30 protein-coding genes are annotated in these 25940 nt (G+C 42.1%); 24 read left to right on the top strand and 6 right to left on the bottom strand.

The features are described from left to right. Nucleotides 1–7: 7 nt before the first annotated feature. The 5 genes from BIV59_RS01825 to BIV59_RS01805 all read left to right on the top strand — a co-directional run bounded on the left by BIV59_RS01825 (nucleotide 8) and on the right by BIV59_RS01805 (nucleotide 3831). Nucleotides 8–1003, top strand: a complete 996-nt coding sequence (locus BIV59_RS01825) for an ABC transporter substrate-binding protein (protein ID WP_071349724.1) — start codon at nucleotides 8–10, stop codon at nucleotides 1001–1003. After that, nucleotides 984–1811 carry a hydroxyethylthiazole kinase gene (gene thiM / locus BIV59_RS01820; protein ID WP_481747406.1) on the top strand — a complete coding sequence of 276 codons (828 nt, stop codon included), beginning with the start codon at nucleotides 984–986 and terminating at the stop codon, nucleotides 1809–1811. Before BIV59_RS01825 ends, thiM begins: the two co-directional genes overlap by 20 nt. Before the next feature lie 15 nt (nucleotides 1812–1826). Then, a complete protein-coding gene (gene thiD / locus BIV59_RS01815) occupies nucleotides 1827–2657 on the top strand; it encodes a bifunctional hydroxymethylpyrimidine kinase/phosphomethylpyrimidine kinase (RefSeq protein WP_071349722.1) in 831 nt (276 codons plus the stop codon). Beyond that, the gene (gene thiE / locus BIV59_RS01810) at nucleotides 2638–3306 is read left to right on the top strand and encodes a thiamine phosphate synthase (RefSeq protein WP_071349721.1); all 669 of its coding nucleotides are present in this window, start codon (nucleotides 2638–2640) and stop codon (nucleotides 3304–3306) included. Before thiD ends, thiE begins: the two co-directional genes overlap by 20 nt. 207 nt (nucleotides 3307–3513) lie before the next feature. Further along, complete coding sequence (locus BIV59_RS01805; protein WP_071349720.1) at nucleotides 3514–3831, top strand: MGMT family protein; 318 nt, start codon at nucleotides 3514–3516, stop codon at nucleotides 3829–3831. A 22-nt stretch (nucleotides 3832–3853) separates the two neighbouring features. Here BIV59_RS01805 and BIV59_RS01800 read toward each other — a convergent pair whose 3' ends face one another. The 4 genes from BIV59_RS01800 to BIV59_RS01790 form a co-directional block, all read right to left on the bottom strand. Beyond that, nucleotides 3854–4231, bottom strand: coding sequence for a hypothetical protein (locus BIV59_RS01800; protein ID WP_083391995.1), 378 nt, complete (start codon nucleotides 4229–4231; stop codon nucleotides 3854–3856). Nucleotides 4232–4375: 144 nt separating this feature from the next. Continuing rightward, a complete protein-coding gene (locus tag BIV59_RS23450; protein ID WP_170846066.1) occupies nucleotides 4376–4522 on the bottom strand; it encodes a hypothetical protein in 147 nt (48 codons plus the stop codon). A gap of 26 nt (nucleotides 4523–4548) precedes the next feature. Next, nucleotides 4549–4950, bottom strand: coding sequence for a cbb3-type cytochrome c oxidase subunit I (locus tag BIV59_RS01795; protein ID WP_071349719.1), 402 nt, complete (start codon nucleotides 4948–4950; stop codon nucleotides 4549–4551). A gap of 108 nt (nucleotides 4951–5058) precedes the next feature. Continuing rightward, nucleotides 5059–6090 (bottom strand): S8 family peptidase, encoded by a 1032-nt coding sequence (locus BIV59_RS01790; protein ID WP_083391994.1) that lies wholly within the window; start codon nucleotides 6088–6090, stop codon nucleotides 5059–5061. 314 nt (nucleotides 6091–6404) lie between these two features. Here BIV59_RS01790 and BIV59_RS01785 point away from each other — a divergent pair, with 314 nt between their 5' ends. The 11 genes from BIV59_RS01785 (at nucleotide 6405) to paaX (ending at nucleotide 15568) form a co-directional block, all read left to right on the top strand. Then, nucleotides 6405–7745, top strand: coding sequence for a phenylacetate--CoA ligase family protein (locus tag BIV59_RS01785; RefSeq protein WP_071349717.1), 1341 nt, complete (start codon nucleotides 6405–6407; stop codon nucleotides 7743–7745). A gap of 38 nt (nucleotides 7746–7783) precedes the next feature. Continuing rightward, nucleotides 7784–8755 carry a 1,2-phenylacetyl-CoA epoxidase subunit PaaA gene (gene paaA / locus BIV59_RS01780; RefSeq protein ID WP_071349716.1) on the top strand — a complete coding sequence of 324 codons (972 nt, stop codon included), beginning with the start codon at nucleotides 7784–7786 and terminating at the stop codon, nucleotides 8753–8755. 14 nt (nucleotides 8756–8769) lie between these two features. After that, a complete protein-coding gene (paaB, locus tag BIV59_RS01775; RefSeq protein ID WP_071349715.1) occupies nucleotides 8770–9129 on the top strand; it encodes a 1,2-phenylacetyl-CoA epoxidase subunit PaaB in 360 nt (119 codons plus the stop codon). Further along, nucleotides 9126–9947 (top strand): 1,2-phenylacetyl-CoA epoxidase subunit PaaC, encoded by an 822-nt coding sequence (gene paaC / locus BIV59_RS01770; protein ID WP_071349714.1) that lies wholly within the window; start codon nucleotides 9126–9128, stop codon nucleotides 9945–9947. The genes paaB and paaC overlap by 4 nt, the downstream gene beginning before the upstream one ends. A gap of 33 nt (nucleotides 9948–9980) precedes the next feature. Continuing rightward, a complete protein-coding gene (gene paaD, locus BIV59_RS01765) occupies nucleotides 9981–10481 on the top strand; it encodes a 1,2-phenylacetyl-CoA epoxidase subunit PaaD (RefSeq protein WP_071349713.1) in 501 nt (166 codons plus the stop codon). Between the two features lie 28 nt (nucleotides 10482–10509). Then, nucleotides 10510–10815, top strand: coding sequence for an EthD family reductase (locus tag BIV59_RS01760; RefSeq protein ID WP_071349712.1), 306 nt, complete (start codon nucleotides 10510–10512; stop codon nucleotides 10813–10815). Beyond that, the gene (locus BIV59_RS01755) at nucleotides 10808–11584 is read left to right on the top strand and encodes an enoyl-CoA hydratase-related protein (RefSeq protein WP_071349711.1); all 777 of its coding nucleotides are present in this window, start codon (nucleotides 10808–10810) and stop codon (nucleotides 11582–11584) included. The genes BIV59_RS01760 and BIV59_RS01755 overlap by 8 nt, the downstream gene beginning before the upstream one ends. A 9-nt stretch (nucleotides 11585–11593) precedes the next feature. Continuing rightward, nucleotides 11594–12370 carry an enoyl-CoA hydratase-related protein gene (locus tag BIV59_RS01750; protein ID WP_071349710.1) on the top strand — a complete coding sequence of 259 codons (777 nt, stop codon included), beginning with the start codon at nucleotides 11594–11596 and terminating at the stop codon, nucleotides 12368–12370. Between the two features lie 76 nt (nucleotides 12371–12446). After that, the gene (locus BIV59_RS01745; RefSeq protein WP_071349709.1) at nucleotides 12447–13319 is read left to right on the top strand and encodes a 3-hydroxyacyl-CoA dehydrogenase; all 873 of its coding nucleotides are present in this window, start codon (nucleotides 12447–12449) and stop codon (nucleotides 13317–13319) included. Nucleotides 13320–13332: 13 nt separating this feature from the next. Further along, nucleotides 13333–14535 (top strand): thiolase family protein, encoded by a 1203-nt coding sequence (locus tag BIV59_RS01740; RefSeq protein WP_170846068.1) that lies wholly within the window; start codon nucleotides 13333–13335, stop codon nucleotides 14533–14535. 154 nt (nucleotides 14536–14689) lie between these two features. Then, nucleotides 14690–15568 (top strand): phenylacetic acid degradation operon negative regulatory protein PaaX, encoded by an 879-nt coding sequence (paaX, locus tag BIV59_RS01735; RefSeq protein WP_071349740.1) that lies wholly within the window; start codon nucleotides 14690–14692, stop codon nucleotides 15566–15568. Between the two features lie 58 nt (nucleotides 15569–15626). On the opposite strand, the gene BIV59_RS01730 is transcribed toward paaX, so the two are convergent. Then, nucleotides 15627–16145, bottom strand: coding sequence for a gamma carbonic anhydrase family protein (locus BIV59_RS01730; RefSeq protein ID WP_071349707.1), 519 nt, complete (start codon nucleotides 16143–16145; stop codon nucleotides 15627–15629). Nucleotides 16146–16215: 70 nt separating this feature from the next. Between BIV59_RS01730 and BIV59_RS01725 the strand changes: the two genes are divergently transcribed. The 8 genes from BIV59_RS01725 to BIV59_RS01690 all read left to right on the top strand — a co-directional run bounded on the left by BIV59_RS01725 (nucleotide 16216) and on the right by BIV59_RS01690 (nucleotide 24658). Next, a complete protein-coding gene (locus BIV59_RS01725; RefSeq protein WP_071349706.1) occupies nucleotides 16216–17169 on the top strand; it encodes an NAD(P)H-dependent flavin oxidoreductase in 954 nt (317 codons plus the stop codon). 132 nt (nucleotides 17170–17301) lie between these two features. Beyond that, a complete protein-coding gene (locus tag BIV59_RS01720) occupies nucleotides 17302–17700 on the top strand; it encodes a thioesterase family protein (protein ID WP_071349705.1) in 399 nt (132 codons plus the stop codon). 120 nt (nucleotides 17701–17820) lie between these two features. Then, nucleotides 17821–18927, top strand: coding sequence for a Leu/Phe/Val dehydrogenase (locus BIV59_RS01715; RefSeq protein ID WP_083391993.1), 1107 nt, complete (start codon nucleotides 17821–17823; stop codon nucleotides 18925–18927). A gap of 24 nt (nucleotides 18928–18951) precedes the next feature. Continuing rightward, nucleotides 18952–20022: a pyruvate dehydrogenase (acetyl-transferring) E1 component subunit alpha gene (pdhA, locus tag BIV59_RS01710; RefSeq protein WP_071349703.1), complete on the top strand. Its 1071-nt coding sequence runs from the start codon at nucleotides 18952–18954 to the stop codon at nucleotides 20020–20022. After that, complete coding sequence (locus tag BIV59_RS01705) at nucleotides 20019–21020, top strand: alpha-ketoacid dehydrogenase subunit beta (RefSeq protein ID WP_071349702.1); 1002 nt, start codon at nucleotides 20019–20021, stop codon at nucleotides 21018–21020. The genes pdhA and BIV59_RS01705 overlap by 4 nt, the downstream gene beginning before the upstream one ends. A 20-nt stretch (nucleotides 21021–21040) precedes the next feature. Beyond that, on the top strand, nucleotides 21041–22273 hold the full coding sequence (locus BIV59_RS01700; RefSeq protein ID WP_170846065.1) for a dihydrolipoamide acetyltransferase family protein: 1233 nt from the start codon (nucleotides 21041–21043) through the stop codon (nucleotides 22271–22273). Beyond that, a complete protein-coding gene (locus BIV59_RS01695; protein WP_071349701.1) occupies nucleotides 22273–23703 on the top strand; it encodes a dihydrolipoyl dehydrogenase family protein in 1431 nt (476 codons plus the stop codon). Before BIV59_RS01700 ends, BIV59_RS01695 begins: the two co-directional genes overlap by 1 nt. Before the next feature lie 142 nt (nucleotides 23704–23845). Continuing rightward, the gene (locus tag BIV59_RS01690) at nucleotides 23846–24658 is read left to right on the top strand and encodes a DODA-type extradiol aromatic ring-opening family dioxygenase (protein WP_071349700.1); all 813 of its coding nucleotides are present in this window, start codon (nucleotides 23846–23848) and stop codon (nucleotides 24656–24658) included. Nucleotides 24659–24725: 67 nt separating this feature from the next. Here BIV59_RS01690 and BIV59_RS01685 read toward each other — a convergent pair whose 3' ends face one another. Continuing rightward, entirely contained in the window at nucleotides 24726–25856 is a 1131-nt protein-coding gene (locus BIV59_RS01685) for a histidine kinase N-terminal domain-containing protein (RefSeq protein WP_083391992.1), read from the bottom strand. Between the last annotated feature and the right edge of the window lie 84 nt (nucleotides 25857–25940).

Genomic DNA, 25940 nt, shown 5'->3' with positions numbered 1-25940 from the left:
GATATTGATGAAAAAACTTTGTATTCTTTTTTTGGTTCTAACCCTTACCCTGATGAGCGGCTGCTCAGGTGACAATCAGGCAGGAAAGAAGCAGTCAAATAATCATTTACAGAAAGTGAGTCTTATGCTGGATTGGTATCCAAATGCCGTTCACTCATTTTTATATGCAGCAAAAGAGAAGGGTTATTTTAAAGAACAAGGGCTTGATGTGGATATTAAAATGCCGGCAGATACAAACGATCCATTAAGGCTGGTCGCCGCAGGAAAAATGGATTTAGCAATCAGTTACCAGCCAGAGGTCGTTATAGCCAGGTCAGAAAATATACCGGTTAAATCGATTGGCGCAATAGTCAGGCATCCATTAAATACACTGCTGGTGCCTGCAGGCGGCAAGGTGAATTCTCCAAGGGATTTAGAGGGGAGATTGGTTGGCTACCCATCTATCCCGCTGGATGAAGCAATTGTTCATACAATGGTAAAAAATGATGGAGGGAATCCGCAGAAGGTGAAAATGGCAGACGTCGGCTATGATCTTATCCCGGCGCTAGCAGCCAAGAAAACGGATGGCTTGATTGGCGGCTATATCAATCACGAAAAATTGCTTCTGGAAAAAGAAGGACACAACGTGAGAAGCTTTAATCCTTCAGACTATGGAGTTCCAGATTATTATGAGCTGGTGCTTGTAGCCAGTGATAAAGGGCTAAAAGAAAGAACGGGTGTATATAAAAAATTCATGTCAGCCATTAATAAAGGGCAGGAATTTGTGCAAAAACACCCTGATAAGGGATTATCCATTTTATTAAAGCATGAAGAAAAAACTTCTCCGCTTGAAAAAGATATTGAAACCAAAAGCCTGAACATTTTATTGCCTTTGATGGATGCGAAAAAACGGCCGTTTGGCTATCAAGAATCCTCATCCTGGGACAGAGTGGCAAAGTGGCTTCATGACAGTAAAGTAATAAAATCAAATATCAAAGCAAGCGATGCATTTAAAAACATATAAAACGGGAGAGAGCAGAATGAATACAATAGAAAAAGTTAGAATGGACAATCCTCTAATTCATAATATTACAAATGCTGTTGTTACCAATTTTACCGCAAACGGCTTATTGGCCATTGGAGCCTCACCTGTCATGGCACATGCACATGAAGAAGTTGCCGATATGGCGAAAATATCCAGCGCCGTAGTGTTAAACATGGGGACACTTGATGAAAAGACAGTTAAGTCTATGATCATAGCAGGAAAATCTGCCAATGAACATGGTGTGCAGGTTGTCTTTGATCCGGTTGGGGCAGGAGCAACGCCTTATCGCACAGAATCAGCAAGAAAAATCCTTCAGGAAGTCCAGGTGACGATACTTAGAGGAAATGCAGCTGAAGTTTCCCATTTAATTGGTGAAGAATGGAGCATAAAAGGTGTCGATGCAGGCGAGGGAAGAGTGGACGTTACCAGCCTGGCAAGGAAGACTGCCCGGAAGTTTGGCTGCATCACAGTGATTACAGGCAAAGATGATGTGATTACAGATGGAAAAACTGCCTACCTGTGCGGGAATGGACATCCTATTTTAACAAGGGTAACAGGGACAGGCTGCCTGCTTAGCTCTGTAACGGCGGCTTTTGCCGCCTCATCAAGCAATCTTTTAAAAGCTGCTGCAGAGGCCTGCGCTTTTTACGGGGTGGCAGCGGAGCTGGCTGCCGAGAAAACGCAGGAAACTGGTCCAGGAAGTTTCCAAATTGAATTTCTCAATCAGTTATCAAAGGTTTCTATAAAAGAACTGGAAGAAAAACAAAAAATCCGTGTAATCGAGTGAAGGGAGAGTAAAAAGATGACAAGATATAAAGCTTTAACAATTGCAGGTTCTGACAGCAGCGGCGGGGCAGGCATTCAGGCTGATATCAAGACCTTTCAGGAGCTTGGAGTCTATGGTATGTCTGCCATAACAGCTGTAACAGCGCAAAATACATATGGAGTCCAGGCAGTTTATCCTCTTCCACCCCGCGCAGTCAGTGATCAATTAGACTCCATTGCATTAGACATGGGAGCTGATTCCGTGAAAACAGGCATGCTATTCAGCGGTGAAATTATTAAAGAAGTTTCGGAAAAGGTGAAAGAATATCAACTGAAAAACCTTGTGGTTGATCCGGTAATGATTGCAAAAGGAGGAGCATCTCTATTGCAGCAGGAAGCAGTTAATGCCCTGGAAAATCACTTGATTCCACTCGCAAAGGTAGTTACTCCTAATATTCCCGAAGCGGAAGCATTAACCGGTAGCACAATTGCTTCTTTGCATGAACGGGAACAAGCTGCAAAGAGGATTTTTGAAATGGGGGCTGAATTTATCGTCATCAAAGGCGGACATGATGAGTCAGGGGGTAAAGTGATTGATTTGCTGTATGACGGGCTTAATTTTATCTATCTGGAAAGCAGCAGGATAAACACCAGACATACACATGGAACGGGCTGCACATTTTCATCCGCAATTGCCGCTGAGTTGGCCAAGGGCTCAAATGTTATAGATGCTGTCAAGACAGCGAAATTATTTATCCAGGCGGCAATTGAGGAAACTCTTTTCATTGGCGGAGGGCACGGTCCTACAAATCATTGGGCCTATCAGTATAGAAAGAGAGAACAAGATTATGATAAAAAAAGATATTAAATCGATACGGGAATATCTGAAAGTTTATCTGATTATGGGCAGCACAAATTGCATGAAAGATCCGGAAGAGATTTTAGCGGAAGCAATCGAGGGCGGGGTGACCCTTTTTCAGTATCGTGAAAAAGGAATAGGTTCATTAAGCAAAAAAAGCAAAGTAATGCTTGCGGAAAGATTGCAGGCAATCTGCAGGGAAAATGACATTCCGTTTCTCGTAAATGATGACATAGAATTGGCTTTGAAAATTAATGCTGATGGAATACATATCGGCCAAGATGATGATTCTGCTGAAGCTGCAAGAGCACGGATAGGAAAAGACAAATTACTGGGTGTTTCTGTTCACTCGTTAGAAGAAGCGGAAAAAGCCATCCATGATGGAGCAGATTATTTAGGAATCGGCCCCATTTATGAAACAGCCACAAAAAAAGATGCAAAAGCCGCAAGGGGAACAGAATTAATCAAAGCTATCCGAAAAAAAGGGATTTCTCTCCCGATTGTAGGGATTGGGGGGATCCGTCCGGGAAATGCCGGGAAAATTATTGAAGATGGCGGTGATGGGGTCTCTGTCATCACGGGGATCACTCATGCAGTGTCTGCAAAGAAAGCTGCCGAAGAGTTGCGGAATGAAGTAAACAGTGTAAACAATCTATAAAAGGTAAGACAAAGGCAAAAGCAGTTAATTCAGGAGTTTGCTGCTTTTGCTCTTTGAAATTTGGCTAACCTAAAGCAGCGGCTATTCCTTCCTTCAGAAAGTTCTTTACGTTATATTTAGTACTAGAGAGTGAAACGGGTTTCCGTCAGAACTCCCATCAAACATTTTTATCAGCAAAAAAACATAAAGGATGATACGGAGAGGAATATGAAGCCATTCACTGAAAAAGTCATAACGATTATTCAAAATATCCCGGCAGGAAAAGTCATGACATATGGTCAGATTGCCAGCCTTGCAGGAAGTCCGAGAGGAGCAAGGCAGGTCGTCCGGATTCTTCATTCGTTATCCAGGAAGCATGGCCTTCCTTGGCATCGTGTATTGAATGTCAAAGGGGAAATAGGATTTAAGGATTCTTCCCAAAGCAATGAACAGCGATTAAACCTGGAATGTGAGGGTGTTACATTTATTGCTCCGAATACAATAGATTTAGAAAAACACAAATATAATCCCTTTGAACATTTTTAAATGTTGTTAACCTTGCAAGGTTTTAACTATTCAAAGCAGTGATAAAGAAACACATGGCTGTCAGAAATGATAATGGTGTCATGACAAGCTTCTCCTTTTTACTTTTTGACATCCCATTCAAAATCGTATTTATTAATAAATAGCATGCAAAAAAATAACAGGCTCCTTTAGCCATATTTTTTGGAATATCCGCCGAGATGATATCGCCTGTCTTAAGTAAAAACACGATAGCAGCCAATTGAACTAATGCTGAAAAGGCACATGCAGCTCTCATTTTTTTAGGCATTACTTTATGCTTTCCGCCCATGGCCAAATTTCCGAATGGGAAACCGAGAGCTAACAGCATGTATAATAAGGCGACAGCAAAAAAAGCGGCACTTCCAATAATTGCTGTGATCACATTTCCACCACCGTTTGAAATTTAATTTATTACTGAAGCTAAGTTAATGCGTTCTGAAATCCAAAATGACTATAAACATAAAAATAAAGGCATAGGAATTCGCAGAATTTCTATGCCTTTTTACAAATATTATGATATCAGATATTATTTTTCCGGCTCTGTTCCGTAAGGATTACAGCTTATATTCGCCCTGATAAGCGGTGTGAATTCCATTATTATAGTTGCTGGGGATGTATTAGAATCCACAATCAGGGTTCCGCTTCCATCATAATAATTCGGCTTATCTTCCAAGTTTTTCAGCTCCATCTTATTCTTTTTTACGAAACAATCTTACTTTTTGCGGCTGACTCAGATCTGCTTGTTAAGTTCTTCAGCACATTTAAGGTGAAGCAAATGATCCCAAGGCTCATAACTGTTGCTCCGGCTGCAATGAGAGGCTCTACTGAGGAATTTCCCGATTCCAGCCATATAAGACCAATCATCATAACCGGAAGTCCGATATTATGAAGCCAAAAGTGAAGTGTAGCGAGCTTTTTTTCTGAAAGTGCAGGGTACAGTGCATAAATAAGGCCAGATAATGCCAATGAAGTCCACCCCAACAAATTTATATGCGCATGTGACGGGGCATATTGAAACTTATGGGATATAGACATAAACATGCCAAAGCCAATTCCAATTAAGAAGTAGATGACCGAGATTTTCAAAAATCTGATGCCCATTAAAACACCTCCAAATGTCCTAGGATAATTTGATTATATGATTTATGTTCTTTAAAAATCAATATTTTCTGAAAATTTGTTTAATGGGCAACAGCGAATGAAAACTGATTACATGCTGGAAGTCTGTTTAATTAAATACTGAAGAAGAGATCGAAGCTTTTGTTTTTTTGGTTCATTTAATTTAATCATGCCATTTCCTTCTTCATTCCTCGGATTGCCTAAAGTCACCGTATGCTGCATGAGTAAATTAAAAATTTCCGGCTCTGTGATCTTGCGTTTCCAAATAGTTTCGAACTTGTCAATAATAAGCGCTGCAGCTCCGGATACATGCGGAGCCGCCATTGAAGTGCCAGACAGCACTCTATAAGAGTTTACAGGATAGGTTGATAAAATCTGCTCGCCTGGAGCCACCAAATCTACTTCACTATTAGAATTGCTGAATGAGGAAATTTTCTGCAGCAAATTAACAGAGCCCACTTCCACAACCTCCGGGTATGCTCCTGGATAGCTGTATTCATCTATTGAAGCAGATCCATCTCCCTCATTTCCCGCTGCACAAACCACCAGTATATTTTTCCTGATGGCATGTTTTATTGCCGCGTGCACGATAGGATTATCATCAGGGCCTCCTAAAGACATTGAGATGACCCTAACTTTTTCTCCAGCCGGACCTGTCCAATTAACAGCATATTTTATAGCTGCAGCAATATTTTCATCGGTACCTTCTCCATTTGCGTCCAATACCTTCAAAGCCAAAATTTTCGCTCCAGGTGCAGCACCCGATACACCAAATGAGTTTTTGGCAGCAGCAATTGTGCCGCTTACATGTGTTCCATGACCATTATTATCATTGTAATTTGCGGGAGACCCATTATAATCGCTTGTAAAATTGTAGCCATCGATAACTTGTCCGATTAAATCTGGATGTGAAGCCTGGCATCCTGTATCAATGACAGCAACAACAATATTTTTTCCAATATATCCTTCCTTCCAGAGAGAAGAAGCCTTTATTTGTTTAATTCCTGGAGGCACTTCGAAAACGTCCGTTAAATTTCCTTCCTGACTGAAGGGAATTAATTTATAAAATGACACTTTATTCAGCTCCTTTTGTCCACAGGACAGTAAACCAAGTAAAAGCATTCTGTCCAAATGGCATTAAATATGAAAACAATCAAATCGAGCAAACACTCATTGAAAGTTCATCTATTATGCTATGAAGCAAAAAGAGTTTTGGACATCAATGTTCGTCTATCTTTGCTGGAGGTATTACAAAACTTGTCCATTAGTTAGGGAGGGGAGCAAAACTACTGAAATTCTGTAAAAATTTTCAGAATATATTGACACCAAAACAATCTAGGCAGTAAGATTGCAGTAACATAACGGAAAAATAATCAACGGATAAAAAACGTTATATAATTATGTAAGCGTTTACTAAAAGAAGGCGGAGGATGCTGATGATTATCCATGCAATCGAAACGGCAGACCGGGAATGCATCGAAGAACAGCAGCTGAAGGGTTTGAGGACAACACTATCGCATGTATTTAAAAACATCCCATTTTACAGGGAGGCATGGGAGGGTAGGGGGCTCCATCCCAGCATGATTCAGGACTTCTCCGATTTAAAAAAGCTTCCATTTACAGAAAAAAAGGATTTGAGAAATCATTATCCTTTCGGGATGATGGCGGCTGAAAAAAAAGATTTATTGAGGATTCATGCATCTTCAGGCACAACAGGAAAGCCCACTATAATCGGATACACCTCAAAAGATATAGAAAGTTGGGCGGAAATCGTATCACGTGCGATAGCTGCTGCTGGCGGAAGCCCTAATGATATCCTTCATAATGCTTATGGATATGGGCTATTTACCGGCGGCCTTGGTATTCATCATGGATCAGAAAAGCTCGGAATTGCCGTAATCCCGGCCTCAGCAGGAAATACTGAGCGTCAAATCACACTTATTGAAGATTTGAAGCCTGATATTCTTTGTGCGACACCATCATATGCGCTGAATATCGCGGAAAAAATGCTTGAAATAGGAAAAAACCCTAGGCATACTTCATTAAAATACGGAATATTGGGTGCCGAGCCATGGTCAGAGGAAATGAGAAATAAAATAGAAAATATTCTGGATATCAAGGCCTGTGATATCTATGGCCTTAGTGAAGTAATAGGTCCAGGAGTTGCGATTGAATGCCATGAAGCGCAAGATGGCATGCATATCGCAGAGGATCATTTTTATGTAGAAGTAATTGATCCAATCACAATGGAGAATGTAGCAGACGGAGTTGACGGTGAGCTCGTTTTTACCAGTTTGCAGAAGGAAGCCTTTCCGATTATCCGCTACAGGACAGGGGATATTGCTTCCATTACAAGAGAGGCATGCAAGTGCGGAAGAACAACCATGAGAATGTCCCGAGTGAAAGGCCGGATAGACGATATGCTCATTATCAGGGGAGTTAACGTTTATCCTTCTGAAATTGAGCACTGTCTGATGCAATTTAAGCAGGCTGCCCCGCATTACCAGCTGGTTATCGAACAAAATGGATCGCGCCAGGACGTGATTTTGTATGCTGAAATCACTGAGGACACCTACTTGGAAATGAAGGGAAATCTGAACTGTACAGCCGCTGAGGATTTAACGGAGGCCATTCAGCTCCGCTTAAAAAACTACTGTCTGGTAAACATGGAGGTAAAAATATTGTCTCCAAAAACCATCCCAAGATCTGAGGGAAAAGCTGTCCGGATTGTTGACTTAAGAAATAAGGAACTGATCAGCCAGCCCATACAAAAATGAATAATTTAAGTGAAAACTGCTTGGAAAGGAGAAATCACATGGAGGGAACAGCTCATTCTGAAAGGATTTCCGAAGAGGATAAGTTTCATAGGTTCATGAAGAAAATTGAAAACGGGGAAAAAATAGAAGCAGACGACTGGATGCCTGATGAATACCGGCACACACTGATAAAACTGATATCCATGCATGGAATCAGCGAGATTATGGGTGCCCTCCCTGAAAAGGAATGGGTTCCAAAAGCGCCAACATTAAGAAGAAAGTTAGGAATTATGGCCAAGGTGCAGGACGAGATGGGACATGGCCAGATATTGCTTAGGGTTACAGAGGATTTACTGGTCCCTCTTGGCAAGAACCGCAGTGATATTATGGAGGACTTATTCAGCGGGGATCTTAAGTTTCACAATGTCTTTCACATGGAAGCACCGACATGGGCAGATGCCGGAATTATTGGCTGGCTTGTTGACGGGGCGGCCATCATTACTCAAACGAATATGCTCGGAGCCTCCTATGGTCCGTATGCGAGGGCACTTCAGCGTATTTGTGCGGAAGAAGTGTTTCATGCCCAGCACGGGGAATCGATTATTCTGGCTATGACAGAGGGAACCAAGGAGCAAAAAAAGATGGTCCAGGATTCCTTTAACCGGTGGTGGCACCCGCTGCTTATGTTCTTCGGGCCAGCAAGTGCCGATACAACAGGGACTTCAAAACAGGATGTAACTATTAAATATAAAATCCGCACCAAAACGAATGAACAACTGCGCCAGGACTTTTTCACTAAATACATTCCAAGGGCTCTGTCAATTGGTTTGAAACTGCCTGATGAAACCATGAAATTTGATGAAGCAGCAGGGAAATGGATTTACCGGCAGCCTGATTGGGAGGAATTTAAGCAAATCGTCAAAAATAAAGGTCCCAAGTCTCAGGACAGGCTGCGCTTAAGGAAACTTGCCTATGAAAACAACAGCTGGGTACTGGAAGCAATAAAGACAGAAAATCAAAAGGCACAATAAATAGGAGGGTCACAGTGGAGGGAAAAGATAGTAATGCCTCAGCGTTTTATGAGGTCTTTGAAATATTCAGCAAAAGAACACCAAGCTCTAATATGCAGCATCAATTTAGTTTACTGGCTCCAAATCATGAAATGGCCCTCATTTTGGCCAGGGAAAACTTCATGCGCAGAGAACCTGCTGCAGACATCTGGGTTGTCAAACGCTCCAGTATAAGAAAAATGACCGAAGAAGAAAGGGAAGTTCTGCCGCGCCTTGATAATAAAGATTACCGGACGGCAAAGGGATATGGCTATCTCAAGAAAAAATGGCGGGGCTATGAACAAAACATGCTGGATGAAAAAGAAATACTGTCCTGGGGTGATAATAAAGAATGATTATAAAGACAGCAGAAGATGCCAAAAATGATCAAAGCTATCACAAAGCCCTTAATGAATTGCTGCTTGGGCTGGCAGACGATGATTTTATTCTTTCCTACCGGGGATCAGAATGGCTCGGGCTTGCTCCACATATCGAAGAGGATGTAGCTTTTTCATCCATCAGCCAGGATTTGATGGGGCATGCAGTCTTGTATTATCAGCTGTTGAGCGAGCTTGGCGCCGGCAGCATAGATGCCCTGGCACACGAGAGACCTCCGGAAGAAAGGAGGAATGCCATTCTTTTAGAGCTTGTGAACGGAAGCGGCACATATCTGGAGGAACCAAGGTTTGACTGGGCGTTCACTGTAGTCCGCCATTATTTTTATGACATGTACAAAAAAATCAAGCTGGAGTCACTTATACATTCATCCTATCAGCCTTTATCACATGCAGCTGTAAAAATTAAAATGGAACAGCATTACCATATGATGCACTGGGGCATTTGGTTTAAACAGCTGACAATGAGCGGCGGTGAAGCAAGGTCAAGAATGATTGCAGCTGTCAGCAGGGTGTGGAACGAACTTGAAGGTTTGCTGACACTTGGCCCATTGGAAGGTCTGATGGTCCAATATGGCTTGATTGAAAGTAGTACCATATTGAAAAACCGGTTCTCAAAGCAAGCTGCTAAATCTCTTGAAGAAGTGCACCTTGCCCATGGAAATTCTTACGGGATGATATCCGGAAATGGACGTGAAGGAGAGCATACAGCCGATATGGAGAAGGCATTAGTTACACTTTCAGAGGTTTACAGAATGGATGAGAAAGCTGTGTGGTAAGGCAAATACCCCAGCAGGAGGCAATGATGCTATATGACACGGGCAAACAATTGTATGGAAGAAAAAATTTGGGAAGCTATGAAGTTTGTGTATGATCCAGAAATCCCCAATGTAAGCCTGCTGGATTTAGGTATGATCGAAAGTGTTTCTTTTAATGATGGAACAGCCAGAATCGAAGTTCTTCCAACCTTTTCAGGATGTCCAGCGCTTGAAATTATTCGAAAGAACATTGAAAAAGCAATCCTGAAGTTAAATGGCGTGGAAAAAGCATATGCAGAATTTATTTTCCATCCTCCCTGGACAACAGACAGAGTCTCACTTTCCGGAAGGGAGAATTTGAAGAAGAACGGAATTGCCCCTCCCCCAGAGTATTTGAAAGAAGATGGCACTTGGCATGTAAATTGTCCATACTGCAGCTCGCCTTACATCACCATTGAAAATATTTTTGGTTCAACTGCCTGCCGCAGCATTTTATATTGTAAATCTTGCAAAAATCCTTTTGAAGCAATGAAGTTTATTTCTGTAAATCTCTAAATTTATAAACGATAAGGGAGAAGATAATATGTTTAAAATGATGGCTTTGTTCAAAAAACCTGAAAACCAAGAAAGCTTTGATGAGTATTATTTTGGCACCCATATCCCTTTAACTAAAAAAATTCCTGGGCTTCAGGATCTCCGCATTACTAAAATTACCGGTTCACCAATGGGTGAAAGTGATTTTTATTTATTATGCGAAATGTACTATGAAAGCAAGGAAGCCTTTAAAGAGGCCTCACGGACAGAAGAGTCCAAGGCTTCAGGCAAAGATGTCATGAAGTTTGCCGGGGACATTGTGACATTTATGTTCGGTGAAGAAAAAAATGATTAATGGCGAATTTATTGAAACAGAGATACGGGGAAGCTTGGGCATCGTAAAGCTTAATAGGCCAAATGTACTTAATGCCTTGAACACCCGAATGGTCTCTGAAGTGGCACAAACCTTCCTGGAATTCGAGAAGAATGAAAGAATTAAAGTCATTGTGCTGACTGGAAACGGCCGGGCTTTTGCAGCTGGTGCGGATATTGCAGAGATGGCGGATAAAGATAGCATTTCACTTGAACTCTTAAATCAATTCAAGGATTGGGACCATATCATTTCCATAAAGAAGCCTATAGTCGGTGCAATCAATGGTCTTGCTTTGGGCGGGGGATTCGAGCTTGCACTTTGCTGTGATGTTCTATTTGCCGCAGAGGATGCAAAGTTTGGTTTTCCTGAGGTAAACCTGGGTGTGATGCCTGGTGCGGGCGGGACCCAAAGGCTTACGAAAGCGCTGGGGAGGGCACAGGCCCTTCAATGGCTATGGACTGGTGACATGATGAGCGCACAGGAAGCCTATTCATATGGGCTTCTTACAAAAATAATGCCAGGTGAGCTTTTGATGGAAGAAAGCTTGAAATTTGCTGAAAAGATTGCAAAACAGCCCATTCTTTCCATTCGTCTGATCAAGGAATCTGTAAACAAGGCCATTGATTATCCGCTGCAGGAAGGCATGCAGTTTGAACGTAAAAATTTTTATATGCTCTTTTCAAGTGAAGATCAAAAAGAGGGCATGAAAGCATTCATTGAGAAACGAAAGCCTTCTTTTAAAGGAAAGTGAGGGTAAGGTATGTATGAAAACATCATGTTTGAAAAGAGAAGCAATGGCGTGGCATGGCTGACATTAAACAGGCCCGAGCGGCTGAATGCATTTACTGAAGAAATGCATATGGAAATGCTTCAGGCCCTGAAGGAAACCTCACGGGACGGGAATACCCGCTGCCTTGTCATTACTGGAGAAGGCAGGGCATTTTGTGCAGGAGAAGACATACAAGGACTGGGTGAAGAAACCGATCATGGAGAAATACTGAGAAAAAGGTATAATCCCATAATTTCTGCCATTGCCAATCTTGAAAAACCTGTCATCGCGGCCGTTAACGGTATTTGTGCCGGTTCCGGATTCAGTTTGGCGCTTATCTGCGATTTTATGCTAGTTTCAGAAAAAGCCAGCTTCGTTTCTTCCTTCATGAATATCGGCCTTGTCCCTGATTCCGGGCTGCTGTATCTTTTGCCGAGAATGGTGGGGAGAGCGAAGGCGATGGAAATTGCTGTGCTGGGAGAAAAAATATCAGCTATGGAAGCCAAGAGCCTGGGAATAGCAGGAAGGCTTATATCTGAGGATTATTGGAAGAGTGAAATAGAGGAGTTTTCTGCAAAGCTGGCTTTGATGCCAACCCTTGCCATCGGGCTTGTTAAAAGATATATGAATGAAAGCTTTTCTGTCACACTTGATGAAATGCTCTCAAAGGAAGCCTCAGCTCAAAGGATTGCAGGGCTATCAAAAGATCACAGAGAAGGAGTGGCTGCCTTTTTCGAAAAAAGGAAGCCGCACTTTCAGGGAAGATGAACAAAAGGCGAGCAGAAAATCATGGGTAAATGCTCTGCTTTTACAACCCTCTTCCTTTAAATGAAAGGAGAGTCAGATGATTGAACACATTGCGGTTATAGGCTCAGGTGTCATGGGGAGGGGAATTGCCTGCACAGCAGCAATTTCTGGTTTTACTGTCACGCTTGCGGATAGTAAGAATTCAGCCTTGGAAAGTGCGAAAAGAGAGATAGAAGCGATTTTTTCCAAAGGAATTGAAAGAAAAAAAATTTCCGAAGCTGAAAAATCTTCTGCTTTAGAGCGCCTGTTTTTTCAAGCCAGCATTGAAAATGCAGTTAGAAATGCTGATCTGATCATAGAAGCAGTTACGGAAGATCTGGTAATAAAAAAGAGGGTATTTGAAGAAATGGAAAAGTTTGCGAAAGATGAATGCATCTTTGCAACGAATACATCTACGATGAGCCCTACTGAAATAGCGGCTTTTACTAAAAGGCCAGATAAAGTAATTGCCATGCATTTTTTTAATCCTGTGCATAAAATGCCTCTTGTTGAAATTGTAAAAGGGCTGGAAACAAGCGATGAAACAGCGGAAGCAATAAGAAGAACTGCTGAGGGGATGGGAAAGGAAACCGTTGTCGTGAATGAATTTCCCGGCTTTGTTACAAGCCGCATCAGCGCCCTTGTCGGCAATGAAGCATTTTTGATGCTTCAAGAAGGAATCGGGACAGCTGAAGAAATTGATAAAGCAATAAAATTGGGGCTGAACTACCCGATGGGACCGTTCGAACTGGGAGACCTGGTAGGGCTTGACACACGCCTCAATAACTTGAATTACCTTCATAGCAGGCTTGGTGAAAAGTTTCGTCCTGCACCTCTTCTCATTCAGTATGTAAAAGCGGGAAGGCTGGGAAGAAAATCAGGAAAAGGGGTATTTGAATATGGAAGTGACGGTACAAAAATAGAGCGATGAAAAGAAGGTGCGGATCTTGGAAGAAGCGGTAATTGTCGATGCAGTAAGGACTCCAATAGGAAGATATAAGGGCGCCCTTAAAGATGTCCGCCCGGACGATCTTGGGGCCATGGTGATTAAGGCACTGGCAGACAGAAATCCCCTGGTTCCTCTGGGTCAAATTGAAGATGTGGTTCTTGGCAATGCAAATGGTGCTGGAGAGGATAACCGGAATGTGGCACGAATGTCCGCCCTGCTTGCCGGATTGCCGGTTGTAGTCGCTGGCACTACAATCAATCGGTTATGCGGTTCAGGTCTTGATGCATTCAATTATGCTTCACGTGCCATTAAAGCAGGTGAAGGCGATATATTCATTGCCGGAGGGACTGAAAGCATGACAAGGGCACCGTTTGTCATGGCTAAACCAGATACAGATTTCCCGCGCGGAAGCTTTGAAGCACTGGATACAACCATTGGCTGGAGATTTATTAATAACAAGCTTGCAAAGATGTACGGTACAGATTCAATGCCGCAAACTGCAGAAAATGTGGCGAAAAGGTACGGAGTGACAAGGAAAGATCAAGATGCCTTTGCGTATCAAAGCCAGCAGAAAGCTAAAGCAGCCATCCTTCAAGGCAAATTAAAGGAAGAAATTATCCCTGTTACATATAAAAATAAAAAAGGCATTGAACAAACGGTAGATCAAGATGAGCATATCCGTCCTGACACGACCCTGGAGAAATTGGGCATGCTTCCGCCAATTTTCAAGGATGGCACAGTAACTGCCGGAAATGCTTCCGGGATTAATGATGGTGCGGCCGCCCTTCTCGTAATGAGTGCTTCTAAAGCCAGGGAACTTGGCATTAAGCCAATTGCCAAATACAGGTCTTCTGCAGTGAGCGGACTTGATCCATCCATAATGGGACTGGGACCTGTAGCTGCTTCCAAAAAAGCACTGTTCCGTGCATCACTATCAATGAAAGAGATTGGCTTAATAGAACTGAATGAAGCATTTGCCTCTCAATCTCTTCAGTGCATAAGGGAGCTCGAAGCAGATATAAGCAAGGTAAATGTAAATGGAGGCGCCATTGCATTCGGCCATCCGCTAGGGGCCAGCGGTGCAAGAATCCTGACAACTCTTGTACATGAAATGAAAAGGACAAATACAAAGTTTGGCCTTGCTGCCATGTGCATAGGTGTTGGACAGGGAATTGCGACCGTAATTGAACTGATATAGTGTAAGCTTTAGTTAATGAGTCATGAAGGATTACAAAAGTATCGATGTCTACTGCAGCTGTCACGAGTATTGACTGGTGTGATTAATCCATGGGAAAATGTAGAAAAGAGTAATCACATCAACTAAAAGGCAGTGAATGAAAATGAATGGGAATTTGAATACCAGATCCATGATTTTTACAATATATGGTGATTATATACGTCATTATGGCAGCGAAATCTGGATAGGCAGCCTGATTCGTCTTTTAAAAGAATTCGGCCATAATGAGCAGGCTGTACGGGCAGCAATTTCAAGAATGAGCAAACAGGGGTGGGTAATGGCCCGGAAGGAAGGAAATAAAAGCTATTATTTCCTGACAGAACGCGGTGCAGACAGAATGGACGAAGCGGCAAAAAGGATTTTTAAATTAAAACCGGATAAATGGGATGATGAATGGCGCATGCTTATTTACTCCATTCCGGAAGAAAAGCGGCATTTAAGGGATGAGCTGCGGCAAGAACTGATTTGGAGCGGGTTTGGCAATATATCCAACAGCTGCTGGATTACACCGAACTCCTTAGATAAAGAGGTAAACAGCCTTATTAATAAGTATGGAATCAGTAAATATGTCCACTTCTTCACCGCTCGATATGAAGGACCTGAGGAAAATGTACGGCTTGTCAGGAAATGCTGGGATTTAGCAGGAATCAATGAAAAATATCAGCAGTTTCTTTCTGAATATCAGCAAGAATATTATGAAGCAAGAAATAAATTTCAAAATAATGGTCTTTCCGATGCAGAATGCTTTGTGCAAAGAACCAAGCTTGTGCATGAGTATAGAAAGTTTTTATTTATTGATCCGGGACTTCCCGAAGACCTGCTGCCTGAAAAATGGCTGGGCTCACCAGCAGCTTCACTGTTCAGTGATTATTATAAGCTATTGGCTGAGCCGGCAAGCCGATTCTTTGAAGAGGTCTTTCAGGAAGGAAATGAGCTCGAAAATAAAAATTTAGAATATGATTTTTTTCAGCATCCGCTTCTTATAGAGGAATGATAAAGGGCAAGGGATGTGCTGAAATGCGGTCAGTGTTATACTTTTTGAAAAAGGCACATCATTTTAGAGAAAACTCTTCTTTAAACTTTCTCCCTTTTTGGAAATATGTATCAATTGTTATAGCAATAATGGTTTTATCCTGTTCTGTTAACTCCCTGGCCACCTTGCCTGGTGAACCGAGTACAAGGGAATGCGGGGGAATGATTTTGCCGGCCGGAATAAATGTATTTGCCCCGATCAGAGATCCTTCACCAATGACTGCTCCATCCATAATGGTGGAGCCCATACCAATCAGAGCTCCTTTTTTCACATGGCAGCCATGAAGGATCACATTGTGGCCGACTGAGACTTCATCTTCTAGAATCAAAGGAAACTCTTCATAAAGATGCAGTGTGCAATTATCTTGTACATTGCATTTTTCCCCAATGGAGATCGGTCCTTCATCACCGCGCAGAACTGCATTGAACCAGACGCTTGAATCTTTGCCGATTGTTACATTTCCTATGATTCTAGCCCCCGGCGCAATAAATACCGAGTTATCAATAATAGGTGTTGTTCCATCAAAAGAATAAATCATACATTCCCTCCTTATTATAAAGAAAGCGCTACCAATCTATTATATCATAATAAAGGGAGGTTACTGACAAATGAATAGACTTTGCAGGATATTGAATATTAGCGTTCCCATCATCCAGGGAGGAATGGGCAATATAAGCTCACCGCATCTGGCAGCCGCAATTTCAAATGCCGGGGCTCTGGGGATGATCGGAGCAGGTACGATGTCACCGCCAGAGGTTGAAGCAAAGCTAAAAACCGCGCTTGAAATGACAAACCGGCCCATAGCATTAAATATTGCTGTCAGTGTTTCTCCATATACAAAAGAGCTGATTGATTTGGCAATTAAGTATAAACTTCCTTCTGTTTCGCTGTCAGCCGGAAATCCTGCTCCATATATAGATTTTCTCCACAATAATGGAATAAAAGTGATGGCCGTGACAGGAGCAGTTAAACATGCAAAAAAAGCCGCAGCAGCAGGCGCTGATATTATAGTCGGCGAGGGTTATGAGGCTGCTGGCATCAATTCACCGCTGGAAATCACCACTTTAGCTTTGATTCCCCAGCTGGCAGATGCGGTAGAAGTGCCTGTCGCTGCAGCAGGAGGAATTGGTGACGGAAGGGGGATAGCCGCAATGATGGCCCTTGGTGCAGAAGGTGTCCAAATGGGAACACGTTTCATAGCTGTAAAAGAAGCGCCTTTTTCGGAGACGTACAAACAAAGGGTCATAAATGCAGGTGACCAGGAAACAGTTGTCATTGGAAGAAGTGTTAATAGAATACGGCGGGTATTGAAAAATCCATTTATTAAAGAGCTTTCTGATAAGGAAGAAAAAGGCATGTCACTTAGTGAATACAGCCGATTAACAGATGAAGAGCACCATATGATCGGAGCAATTTTGGGTGATGAAGAAAAAGGCTTTTGCAACAGCGGTCAAATTGCCGGCCTTATCAAGCGGGATTCCAGTGCAGAAGAGCTCATTAAAACAATGATTGGCGAAATGTTTCAAACCATTGACCGTCTTAAGAACTTAAAGGCTCTATGAGTATATGAAAGACATTGACCTTTTTTGCTGCAAAATGATAATATAACGTTAAATAAACGTCATTTTTTTTTGCGGCATGCTATTTTTAATAATATAATGTAAGCGATTACAAAATACGGGGTGCTGATAAAAATGAAACCAGGAATGGAGGCAGGACAGCAAGCTGAATACCAATGTGCTGTTACGAAAGAAATGTTTCCCTGTTTTGAGGGAGAAGTCATTCACCCTGTTTATTCAACTGTATCCATGGTGCATCATATGGAATGGACGGCAAGGAAACTGATTCTTCCTTATCTTGAAGAAAACGAAGAGGGGATGGGGACTGCAGTCATCATGAAGCATCTTGCTCCAGCAGCTGAAGGCAGTGTGATTACACTTCGGGCGGCCATAACTAAAATAACAGGCAGCCTGGTGACTGCTGAAATCAAGGTATATAGCGAAACACGTCTTATCGGTGAAGGCAGCGTCGTCCAAATTATTCTTCCGAAAAATGAGATTGCCAGAATTATAGACAACAGCAAAAATGGCTGACGCAATAAGAGCAGGGTTAGAACGCTGCACCCTGCGGCAGGACAATTAAAGAGAGAGCGCCTGCTCACGATTAAATAAAGGGAGGCATTCCTTGCCATTATAAGAAAAGGAGCTTACATAATGGATATATTTACCAGTATGCACGAACATGAACAGCTTGTGTTCTGCAATGATCCAGGTTCAGGACTGAAGGCTATCATTGCCATACACAATACAACACTGGGTCCGGCGCTTGGCGGCTGCAGGATGATGCCTTATCAAAACTTTGATGCGGCGCTTAATGATGTGCTCCGTTTATCAAAAGGAATGACATATAAATGTGCAGCGGCCGATGTAGATTTTGGGGGAGGGAAATCAGTTATTATTGGAGACCCGGTCAAAGATAAATCACCTGCATTATTTAGGGCATTCGGCCAATTTGTAGAGTCGCTGAAAGGCCGTTTTTACACTGGCACTGATATGGGAACAGCACCGGAAGATTTTGTGCACAGCAAAAAGGAAACCAATTGCATTGTCGGAATACCGAAAGAATATGGAGGAAGCGGTGACTCATCCGTTCCTACAGCTCTTGGTGTAATCTGCAGCTTAAGAGCTGTAAATCGGAGACTTTGGGGCAGAGATTGCCTGGAAGGCAAAACAATAGCGATACAGGGACTCGGCAAAGTCGGTTCCAAAGTAGCACATATGCTTTTAAAGGAAGGGGCGAGCTTATACGTAACAGATATCAATGAACACTCCGTGCATTCATTTCTTGAATCCTGCAAAGAGTTCTCAGGATCTGTTAAAGCAGTTTCCGGAGAGGATATTTACACTGTCCCTGCCGACGTTTTTGTGCCCTGCGCCCTCGGGGGGGTTATTAATGACCATACACTTGAAGTTCTGAAGGTAAAGGCCGTAGCCGGATCTGCGAACAATCAGCTGCTTTATGCACGGCATGGGGAGGCCTTAAGAGAACGGGGAATTTTATATGCACCCGATTATATTGTAAATGCCGGCGGTTTAATCCAGGTTGCCGATGAGCTTTATGGCCCAAACAATGAACGGGTTCTCAAGAAAACTCAAGGAATTTATAAATCTTTGCTAGAAATATTCGAAAATTCGGATAATAATTCTATCTGCACAGCAAAAGCTGCCGATCTGTTCTGCGAAAAAAAGATCCAATCAGGAAAGAATAGAAGCAGTTTTTTCTCTCACTATAAAAGGCCAAAATGGGATATTCATATTTAAAACTTAAACAGAGGAGGAAAACCGATGGATTGCCAATTCCCCATAATACAAATTATGGATGAAAATGGAAGCTTGGTTCTAGATGAGTTCAAAAATCAGATTTCCGGCGAATTTGTTAAAAAGGCCTATAAACAATTGCTTCTCGTCAGGAACTTTGACAGAAAAGCCATAAACCTGCAGCGGCAGGGGCGCCTTGGGACCTATGCGCCTTTTGAGGGGCAGGAAGCGGCACAGGTAGGGAGTGCGCTTGCTCTTTCAAATGATGATTGGATGTTTCCGACATACCGGGACCATGCTGCAAGCATCACATTCGGGCATTCACTTCCTAACGCGCTTTTATATTGGAACGGTCGCCTGGAGGGATGCCTCGCGCCTGAAGGAAAACATATTTTTCCTCCAGCTGTGCCTATAGCGACCCAGCTTCCCCATGCCACTGGAGCAGCTTTAGCAGAAAAACAGAGAGGTACAAAAAACGCTGCCATCGCTTATTTTGGGGATGGAGCAACTTCTGAAGGGGATTTTCATGAAGGAATGAACTTCGCCAGTGTATTTAAAGCGCCAGTAGTGTTTTTTAATCAAAATAATCAATTTGCTATTTCTGTACCAATCCGTAAGCAAATGAATTCAGAAACCATTGCCCAAAAATCAGTGGCCTATAATATTCCCGGCTACAGAATTGATGGGAATGACATTTTTGCCGTATATTTTTATACAAAAAAAGCGCTTGATCTGGCAAGAAATGGCGGAGGGCCAACACTGATTGAAGCAGTAACCTGGAGATACGGTGCCCATACAACAGCGGATGATCCAAAAAAATATAGAAACCAGGAAGAAAGCAATTTAAAAAGAACAAGTTTCGACCCAGTCCTGAGGCTGGAGCGCTATATGAAAAAAACAGGATTATGGGATGAAAGGCTGCTGCAGCAGGAGCTAGAGGAAATACACAATCAAATTGAAGATGCAGTGAAGGAAATGGAAGCATTTCCACCGGCAGATGTTAATGATCTGTTTGATCATGTTTTTGAAACAGCACCATGGAATATTCAGGAACAAAAAAATGGATATTTTAATCATTTAAGAGGTGAGACAATATGACTCCTGAAACAAAGATTACAGCAAACAAACTGACAATGGTTCAAGCGGTTACGGCCGGGCTGCGGATCATGCTTAAGGAAAATGAGGAAGTTGTAGTCCTTGGAGAAGATGTCGGGTTAAATGGCGGTGTATTCAGGGCTACAGAAGGCTTGCTTGAGGAGTTTGGAGAAGAACGTGTTATGGACACCCCCCTAAGTGAATCTGGTATCATCGGAGTTTCCATTGGCATGGCTGTTAATGGAATGAAACCTGTTGCAGAAATTCAGTTTCTTGGTTTTATTTACCCTGCCTACGAACAAATCATGACCCATGCCACCCGCATCAGAATGCGGACAAAAAGCAAATACACCGTACCCATGGTTATCAGGGCCCCGTATGGCGCCGGAATTCGGGCACCGGAAATCCATTCAGACAGCACTGAAACATTATTTACTCATATGCCGGGGATTAAGGTGGTTTGTCCCGCTACTCCTTATGATGCAAAAGGGCTGCTGATTGCAAGTATAGAAGATCCTGATCCAGTACTGTTTCTGGAGCCTTTAAAACTTTACAGATCAAGCCGCGAAGAAGTTCCGGAGGGGAAATACAGGGTGGAAATAGGCAAAGCAAAGGTAGTGAGGGAGGGACATGATCTGAGCATGATTGCCTGGGGAGCAATGGTTCCCCTGTGCTTAAAGGCAGCCGAAGAATTAATGGAAAAGGGAATCTCATGTGAAGTACTGGATCTCCGGACTCTTTATCCGCTGGACAGGGAAGCAATCGCAGCTACCGTCCAGAAAACAGGAAGAACCGTTATCGTCCATGAAGCACATGCAACTGGCGGCGTTTCAAATGATGTAATGGCCATCATAAATGATACATCATTTTTATACATGAAAGCACCAATCGAGCGTGTAACGGGCTTTGATGTTCCTGTACCGATGTTTGCCCTCGAGGAGCATTATTTGCCGACTACAGGAAGGATAATAAAAGCGGCAGAAAAGGCGGCACATTTTTAGTGAAAAGGAGGAATGTTGAAATGCTGGAAGTTAAATTGCATGATATAGGAGAAGGCATGACAGAAGGGGAGATCCTCCATTATTTTGTTAAAGCAGGTGAATCTGTACAGAGTGATCAGCCGCTTGTTGAGATTGTTACCGATAAAATGACAGCAGAGCTGCCTTCTCCAGGTTCCGGTATTATTAAAGAAATTTTGGTTCATCCTGGAACAACCGTTAAGGTAGGAACTACTTTAATGCTTATTGAAGGCATTGAAGATACAAAGGATAATGAAGGCAAAATGGAGGCTGGCGAAAAACATGCAACACAGCCCGCACCACTTAAACAGCTGGCAGAAAGTAAGGGGGACAGAATATTAGCTGCCCCGTATACAAGGAAAATTGCAAGAGAAAATGGAATCAGCCTCAAAGAAGTTTTAGGCACAGGTCCGGCAGGCAGAATTACTGATAAAGATGTATACATGTTTTTGCACAAAAAAGAAGAGAGAGGAAACAACTCTGAAATTGAAGAGTCTGTGTTTCAGCCTGTGCAAGAAAATACCCCTCAGCCAGCAAAACACCACTTGAAAAAAAGCATCCCATATAAAGGACGGCGCAGGCAAATTGCACAAAAAATGGCGCAATCACTTTATACCATTCCTCATGTTACTCACTTTGAAGAAATTGATATGACAGAGCTCCTTAGTTTATCTAAAGAAATTAAAAGTCTTGGCCAATCAGTATCAATACCCGCATTTTTTGTAAAAGCTGTATCACTTGCCCTTGCTGACTATCCTGTATTCAATGCAAAACTTGATGAAGAAAATGAATCAATAATTCTGGAAAATGAATATAACATTGGAATAGCAGCAGATTCCAAAGAAGGCTTGATTGTTCCTGTCATTTTGCATGCAAATAAAAAAACTATTAAAGAAATTGACACTGAGATAAAGAGTTTGACCAAAAAAGCACAGGAAAACACCCTTAAAATCAATGAATTAGCCGGGGGGACTTTTACACTCAGCAATGTTGGCCCGCTTGGCAGCATTGGAGCAACTCCTATCATTAATTATCCGCAAACCGGACTTTTGGCTTTTCATGCAACAAAAGAAAAACCGGCGGTTATTGGCGGAGAAATTGTAATCCGTTCCTTAATGAACATCAGCATGTCCTTCGATCATCGCGTGGCTGACGGAGCAACTGCGGTGGCTTTTACCAACCGGTTTAAGGAACTGATAGAGCACCCTATTCTTTTAGTATTGGAGCTGGTGTAATGGTTGTAGGGGAGCTGGCGCATGAACGGGATTTAATCATAATCGGCGGCGGCCCGGCTGGATATACAGCTGCCATTCGGGCTGCCCAGCTAGGCAGAGAAGTTACTTTGATTGAAAAAGAGGTGCTTGGCGGCATTTGTCTGAATAGAGGGTGCATTTCATCAAAATTTTTCTCCCACTTGGCTGAAAAAGTTGAAGAGCTAAAGCATAACAATGATATTGGCATTATAATGAATGGGTTTTCCCTGGATTATGATCAGTCTTTAATTTATAAAAAAACGGTCATATCAAAGCTGCAAAGAGGGGTGGAATCATTATGCCGTGAAAATAAAATAGAAGTAATATTCGGATCCGCCTCCTTTTTAGCCGCCGACAGAATTGGCGTCGAAAATGGAGATGACTTTGAAATTTATACGTTCCAGAAGGCAATTATTTCAACAGGAAGCAAAATAATAAAAAGTCATGACATAGATGGACTTAATAATATTTTAGATGCAAGGTCACTATACGAAATCAAAGATATACCGAAGGACATTGTCATTAATGGCGATGACTATATCGCCATTGAGGCAGCATTCAGCTACAAAGCGCTAGGAACTGATGTATACCTTGTCATTAGCGGAGAAAATTTCCCCCATCTGGATGTATCTATCAATAAAGAGCTAATAAGGCAGCTAAAGAAAGCAAAAATTAAACTTTATAAAAATTTTTCTATTGTATCCGTTACCGCGATCGGCGACAGGCTTTTAACAGCGTTTAAATCTAATAGAGGGGATAAGGCAGGGATAGAGGCTTCCCATGTGTATATCCAGTCAGTATTAAAGGGGAATACTGAAAATATGGGGCTTGAAAGAATTGGCATCAAGATGGATAAAATGGGCTTTATCACCACAGATAAAGAATGCAGGACCAGTATATCGAACATTTTTGCATGCGGCGATGTTACCGGTGGCAGACAGCTTGCGTCTAAAGCAATTAAACAGGGAAAAACAGCTGCCGAAGCTTGCGCTAATAAGCCAACAGAATGGAATGATATTTTAATACCGCACATTATACACAGTCAGCCGCCTATTGCCTATGTAGGTTTAACGGAGCAGGAAGCCGCCTCTCAGGGTTACAGGCTGAATATCGGACAATTCAGTGCTGCAGCTAATGGCTATGCGGAAATTACCGGCAATAAAGATGGATTAACAAAGGTTATCACTGATCAAGAAACTGACTTGATTCTGGGTATTCATCTATATGGCAAGCAAGCTTTTGATTTAATTGCTTCAGCAGCGGCAGCTATGGAAATGGCTGCAAGGGATGAAGATATTAAATTTCCAATATACCCGCATCCAAGCGGCAGCGAGGGGCTGCTTGAGGCAGCAGAATCCCTGATTCACCAGGCGATTCACCAGCCTCCTAAAAAAGAAAGAGTAAAAGGATAATTACAAAGGGGCTCATCAGCTGATGAGCCCCTTTTGTTAATATTTTATACTTCGAAATCATAAAGAAAGCACCTTGAAAAGGTTTTTTCCTGTATTAGCCAGAATAATAAGTTATAAATCAAAAAAGTTAGGAGAAATCGAAATGAATGCATTTGTTTATGCATGTATAACCCCCCATGGCGGAGAAATCATTCCTGAATTAAAAGGAGAATTTCCGGAGAGAATGTCAGTTACCCGCAGCAGTCTATTTACGTTAGGGGAAGAAATGGCACAAGCAATGCCAGATTCACTCATTGTCTTGACACCCCATGGAACAAGGATAAATGGTGTCTTTTCTATCAGTGATTCTGAGTACATGGAGGGAGTTGTTGAAGAAAATGGATCATCTTTTTCCATGAAGATTACCATTGACAGAGACCTTGCAAAAAACATTGCGAAAAAGGCTGCCGAAGCTGGAATTAAAGCAGGAACGATAAATTTTGGAACATCTGCAGGCCCTTTTTCATGTATACAGCTTGATTGGGGTGCGATTGTACCTCTCCGATTCATGCCTGAGGTTCCGGCTGTCATCATCACGCCTTCGAGGGAATTGGCATTTAAAGATCACTTGGTGTTCGGAAGGGTTTTAAAAATGGCGGCACTGGCTTCAAAAAAGAAAATTGGACTAATTGCCAGCTGTGATTGGTCGCATACGCATCAAATGAGCGGGCCATACGGATTTCATGAAGATGCTGCCAAGCTTGATGAAGAAGTCAAATCATTGTTAGAAAAGAATAAAATTGAAGAAATGCAGGAATTCAGTACAGAACTTATTGATAATGCTAAACCGGATGGCATATGGCAGACACTTATTTTGGCAGGAGCAATCCCGTCAAATGAAAGAGAAATTAAGGTTCTATCATACGAAGCACCTACGTATTTTGGTTTAATCAGTGCAGCAATATATCCTAAATGATTCAGGGTGTATAAACAGACATCCCCGCTGGCATTACTTCATATCCAGCAGGGACTTTTGCATAAGATCAGATTGCATGAAGCGGCATCCGTATACTGAAGGCAGTAAGATCATCATTTGACGTGCAGGCGATTATACCGCCATGTTTTTCTATGATTTTTTTACAGACGAAAAGACCAATCCCTGTACCCAGTTCCTTGGTCGTAAAAAAGGGTTCGAAAATTGTTTTTATGTGCTCTGCGGCAATGACAGGCCCATTATTGGAAATAATAATCATGCCTTCCTTTTCTTCAGAAAAACCCTTCACCAGAATGTTTCTGGGCTTTGTCTGAGTTTTCAGGGCATCAATGGAATTTATGAATAAGTTAAGAAGAACCTGTTTCAGCTCTTCTTCATTGGCCTCTATCATCAAATGCCTGTCAATATCGATTGATACATTAATATCGTTATCTGCAAGACTTGGGTATGTGAGCATCTGTATATCTTTAAAAAGATCCGCAATAGAGATGGTGTCTCTTGTATTTTGGTTAATTTCTGCTTTTGATGTATGGAGAAATTGGGTAATCCTGAAATTGAGCTGATTGAGCTCATGCTCAATAATATCCAGGTATTTAATGTCCGGATGCTCATTTTTCAATATTTTATTAAACCCCATTACAGCTGTAAGCGGATTTCTGAATTCATGAACGAAGCTTGACGAAATCTGGCCGAGAACTGCCAGCTTATCTTTATGGTTTTCACTGATGAAAAGATTTTTTTCTTTAAGTTCCTGATTTTGCAGATTAGTATAATAAGAAACAGCATGATAGCAGAATAGATTAAAAAGATGATTAATTTCATCAATAATTTCCTGTAATTCAGCAGCAGATATTTCTGATCGGATAATATTCTTTACTATAATGCTTCTACCCAGGTCAACGTTATAAACGAAGTCCCCGATATTAACATGTGCTTCAAGACGTTCGTGGGCCACTTTATTAGCAAGGTCTTTAAGTTCATTCTGCGACAGTTTACCGGAAATGCCGGCTACGATAATTTGATACATGCTTGATCCGTTTTCCAGGATTTTTTCAAGATAGGGATCGTGCTCATCCTTCTTGGCAGATTCAAACCACTCGGATAAAAAAACATCCTGCTGTTTTACCAGGTGCAGCGCAGCCAACTGATTGTAATCCTTTTTTCTTGAAGACGACTCCATTTTCTCCACCACTTCCCCGAAAAATACGATCGATAAATAATATAAAGGTATTCGACAAACTTTTTAATTATCCTTCAAGTCAAG

The organism is Bacillus sp. MUM 13 (genome assembly GCF_001866725.1).
GTDB lineage: Bacteria > Bacillota > Bacilli > Bacillales > DSM-1321 > Peribacillus.
This window is presented reverse-complemented; position numbering and strand designations above follow the sequence as displayed.

Bases quoted from the DNA above. Each gene is read 5' to 3' on its own strand.
- BIV59_RS01685 (WP_083391992.1), bottom strand. From the start codon at position 25,856: ATGGAGTCGTCTTCAAGAAAAAAGGATTACAATCAGTTGGCTGCGCTG.
- paaA (WP_071349716.1), top strand. From the start codon at position 7,784: ATGGAGGGAACAGCTCATTCTGAAAGGATTTCCGAAGAGGATAAGTTT.
- BIV59_RS01745 (WP_071349709.1), top strand. From the start codon at position 12,447: ATGATTGAACACATTGCGGTTATAGGCTCAGGTGTCATGGGGAGGGGA.
- BIV59_RS01705 (WP_071349702.1), top strand. From the start codon at position 20,019: ATGACTCCTGAAACAAAGATTACAGCAAACAAACTGACAATGGTTCAA.
- paaD (WP_071349713.1), top strand. From the start codon at position 9,981: ATGACACGGGCAAACAATTGTATGGAAGAAAAAATTTGGGAAGCTATG.
- BIV59_RS01700 (WP_170846065.1), top strand. From the start codon at position 21,041: ATGCTGGAAGTTAAATTGCATGATATAGGAGAAGGCATGACAGAAGGG.
- BIV59_RS01695 (WP_071349701.1), top strand. From the start codon at position 22,273: ATGGTTGTAGGGGAGCTGGCGCATGAACGGGATTTAATCATAATCGGC.
- BIV59_RS01755 (WP_071349711.1), top strand. From the start codon at position 10,808: ATGATTAATGGCGAATTTATTGAAACAGAGATACGGGGAAGCTTGGGC.
- pdhA (WP_071349703.1), top strand. From the start codon at position 18,952: ATGGATTGCCAATTCCCCATAATACAAATTATGGATGAAAATGGAAGC.
- BIV59_RS01730 (WP_071349707.1), bottom strand. From the start codon at position 16,145: ATGATTTATTCTTTTGATGGAACAACACCTATTATTGATAACTCGGTA.
- BIV59_RS01805 (WP_071349720.1), top strand. From the start codon at position 3,514: ATGAAGCCATTCACTGAAAAAGTCATAACGATTATTCAAAATATCCCG.
- BIV59_RS01790 (WP_083391994.1), bottom strand. From the start codon at position 6,090: ATGCTTTTACTTGGTTTACTGTCCTGTGGACAAAAGGAGCTGAATAAA.
- BIV59_RS01760 (WP_071349712.1), top strand. From the start codon at position 10,510: ATGTTTAAAATGATGGCTTTGTTCAAAAAACCTGAAAACCAAGAAAGC.
- BIV59_RS01750 (WP_071349710.1), top strand. From the start codon at position 11,594: ATGTATGAAAACATCATGTTTGAAAAGAGAAGCAATGGCGTGGCATGG.
- thiM (WP_481747406.1), top strand. From the start codon at position 984: ATGCATTTAAAAACATATAAAACGGGAGAGAGCAGAATGAATACAATA.
- BIV59_RS01795 (WP_071349719.1), bottom strand. From the start codon at position 4,950: ATGGGCATCAGATTTTTGAAAATCTCGGTCATCTACTTCTTAATTGGA.
- thiD (WP_071349722.1), top strand. From the start codon at position 1,827: ATGACAAGATATAAAGCTTTAACAATTGCAGGTTCTGACAGCAGCGGC.
- paaC (WP_071349714.1), top strand. From the start codon at position 9,126: ATGATTATAAAGACAGCAGAAGATGCCAAAAATGATCAAAGCTATCAC.
- BIV59_RS01725 (WP_071349706.1), top strand. From the start codon at position 16,216: ATGAATAGACTTTGCAGGATATTGAATATTAGCGTTCCCATCATCCAG.
- BIV59_RS01690 (WP_071349700.1), top strand. From the start codon at position 23,846: ATGAATGCATTTGTTTATGCATGTATAACCCCCCATGGCGGAGAAATC.
- BIV59_RS01720 (WP_071349705.1), top strand. From the start codon at position 17,302: ATGAAACCAGGAATGGAGGCAGGACAGCAAGCTGAATACCAATGTGCT.
- BIV59_RS01825 (WP_071349724.1), top strand. From the start codon at position 8: ATGAAAAAACTTTGTATTCTTTTTTTGGTTCTAACCCTTACCCTGATG.
- BIV59_RS01715 (WP_083391993.1), top strand. From the start codon at position 17,821: ATGGATATATTTACCAGTATGCACGAACATGAACAGCTTGTGTTCTGC.
- BIV59_RS01785 (WP_071349717.1), top strand. From the start codon at position 6,405: ATGATTATCCATGCAATCGAAACGGCAGACCGGGAATGCATCGAAGAA.
- thiE (WP_071349721.1), top strand. From the start codon at position 2,638: ATGATAAAAAAAGATATTAAATCGATACGGGAATATCTGAAAGTTTAT.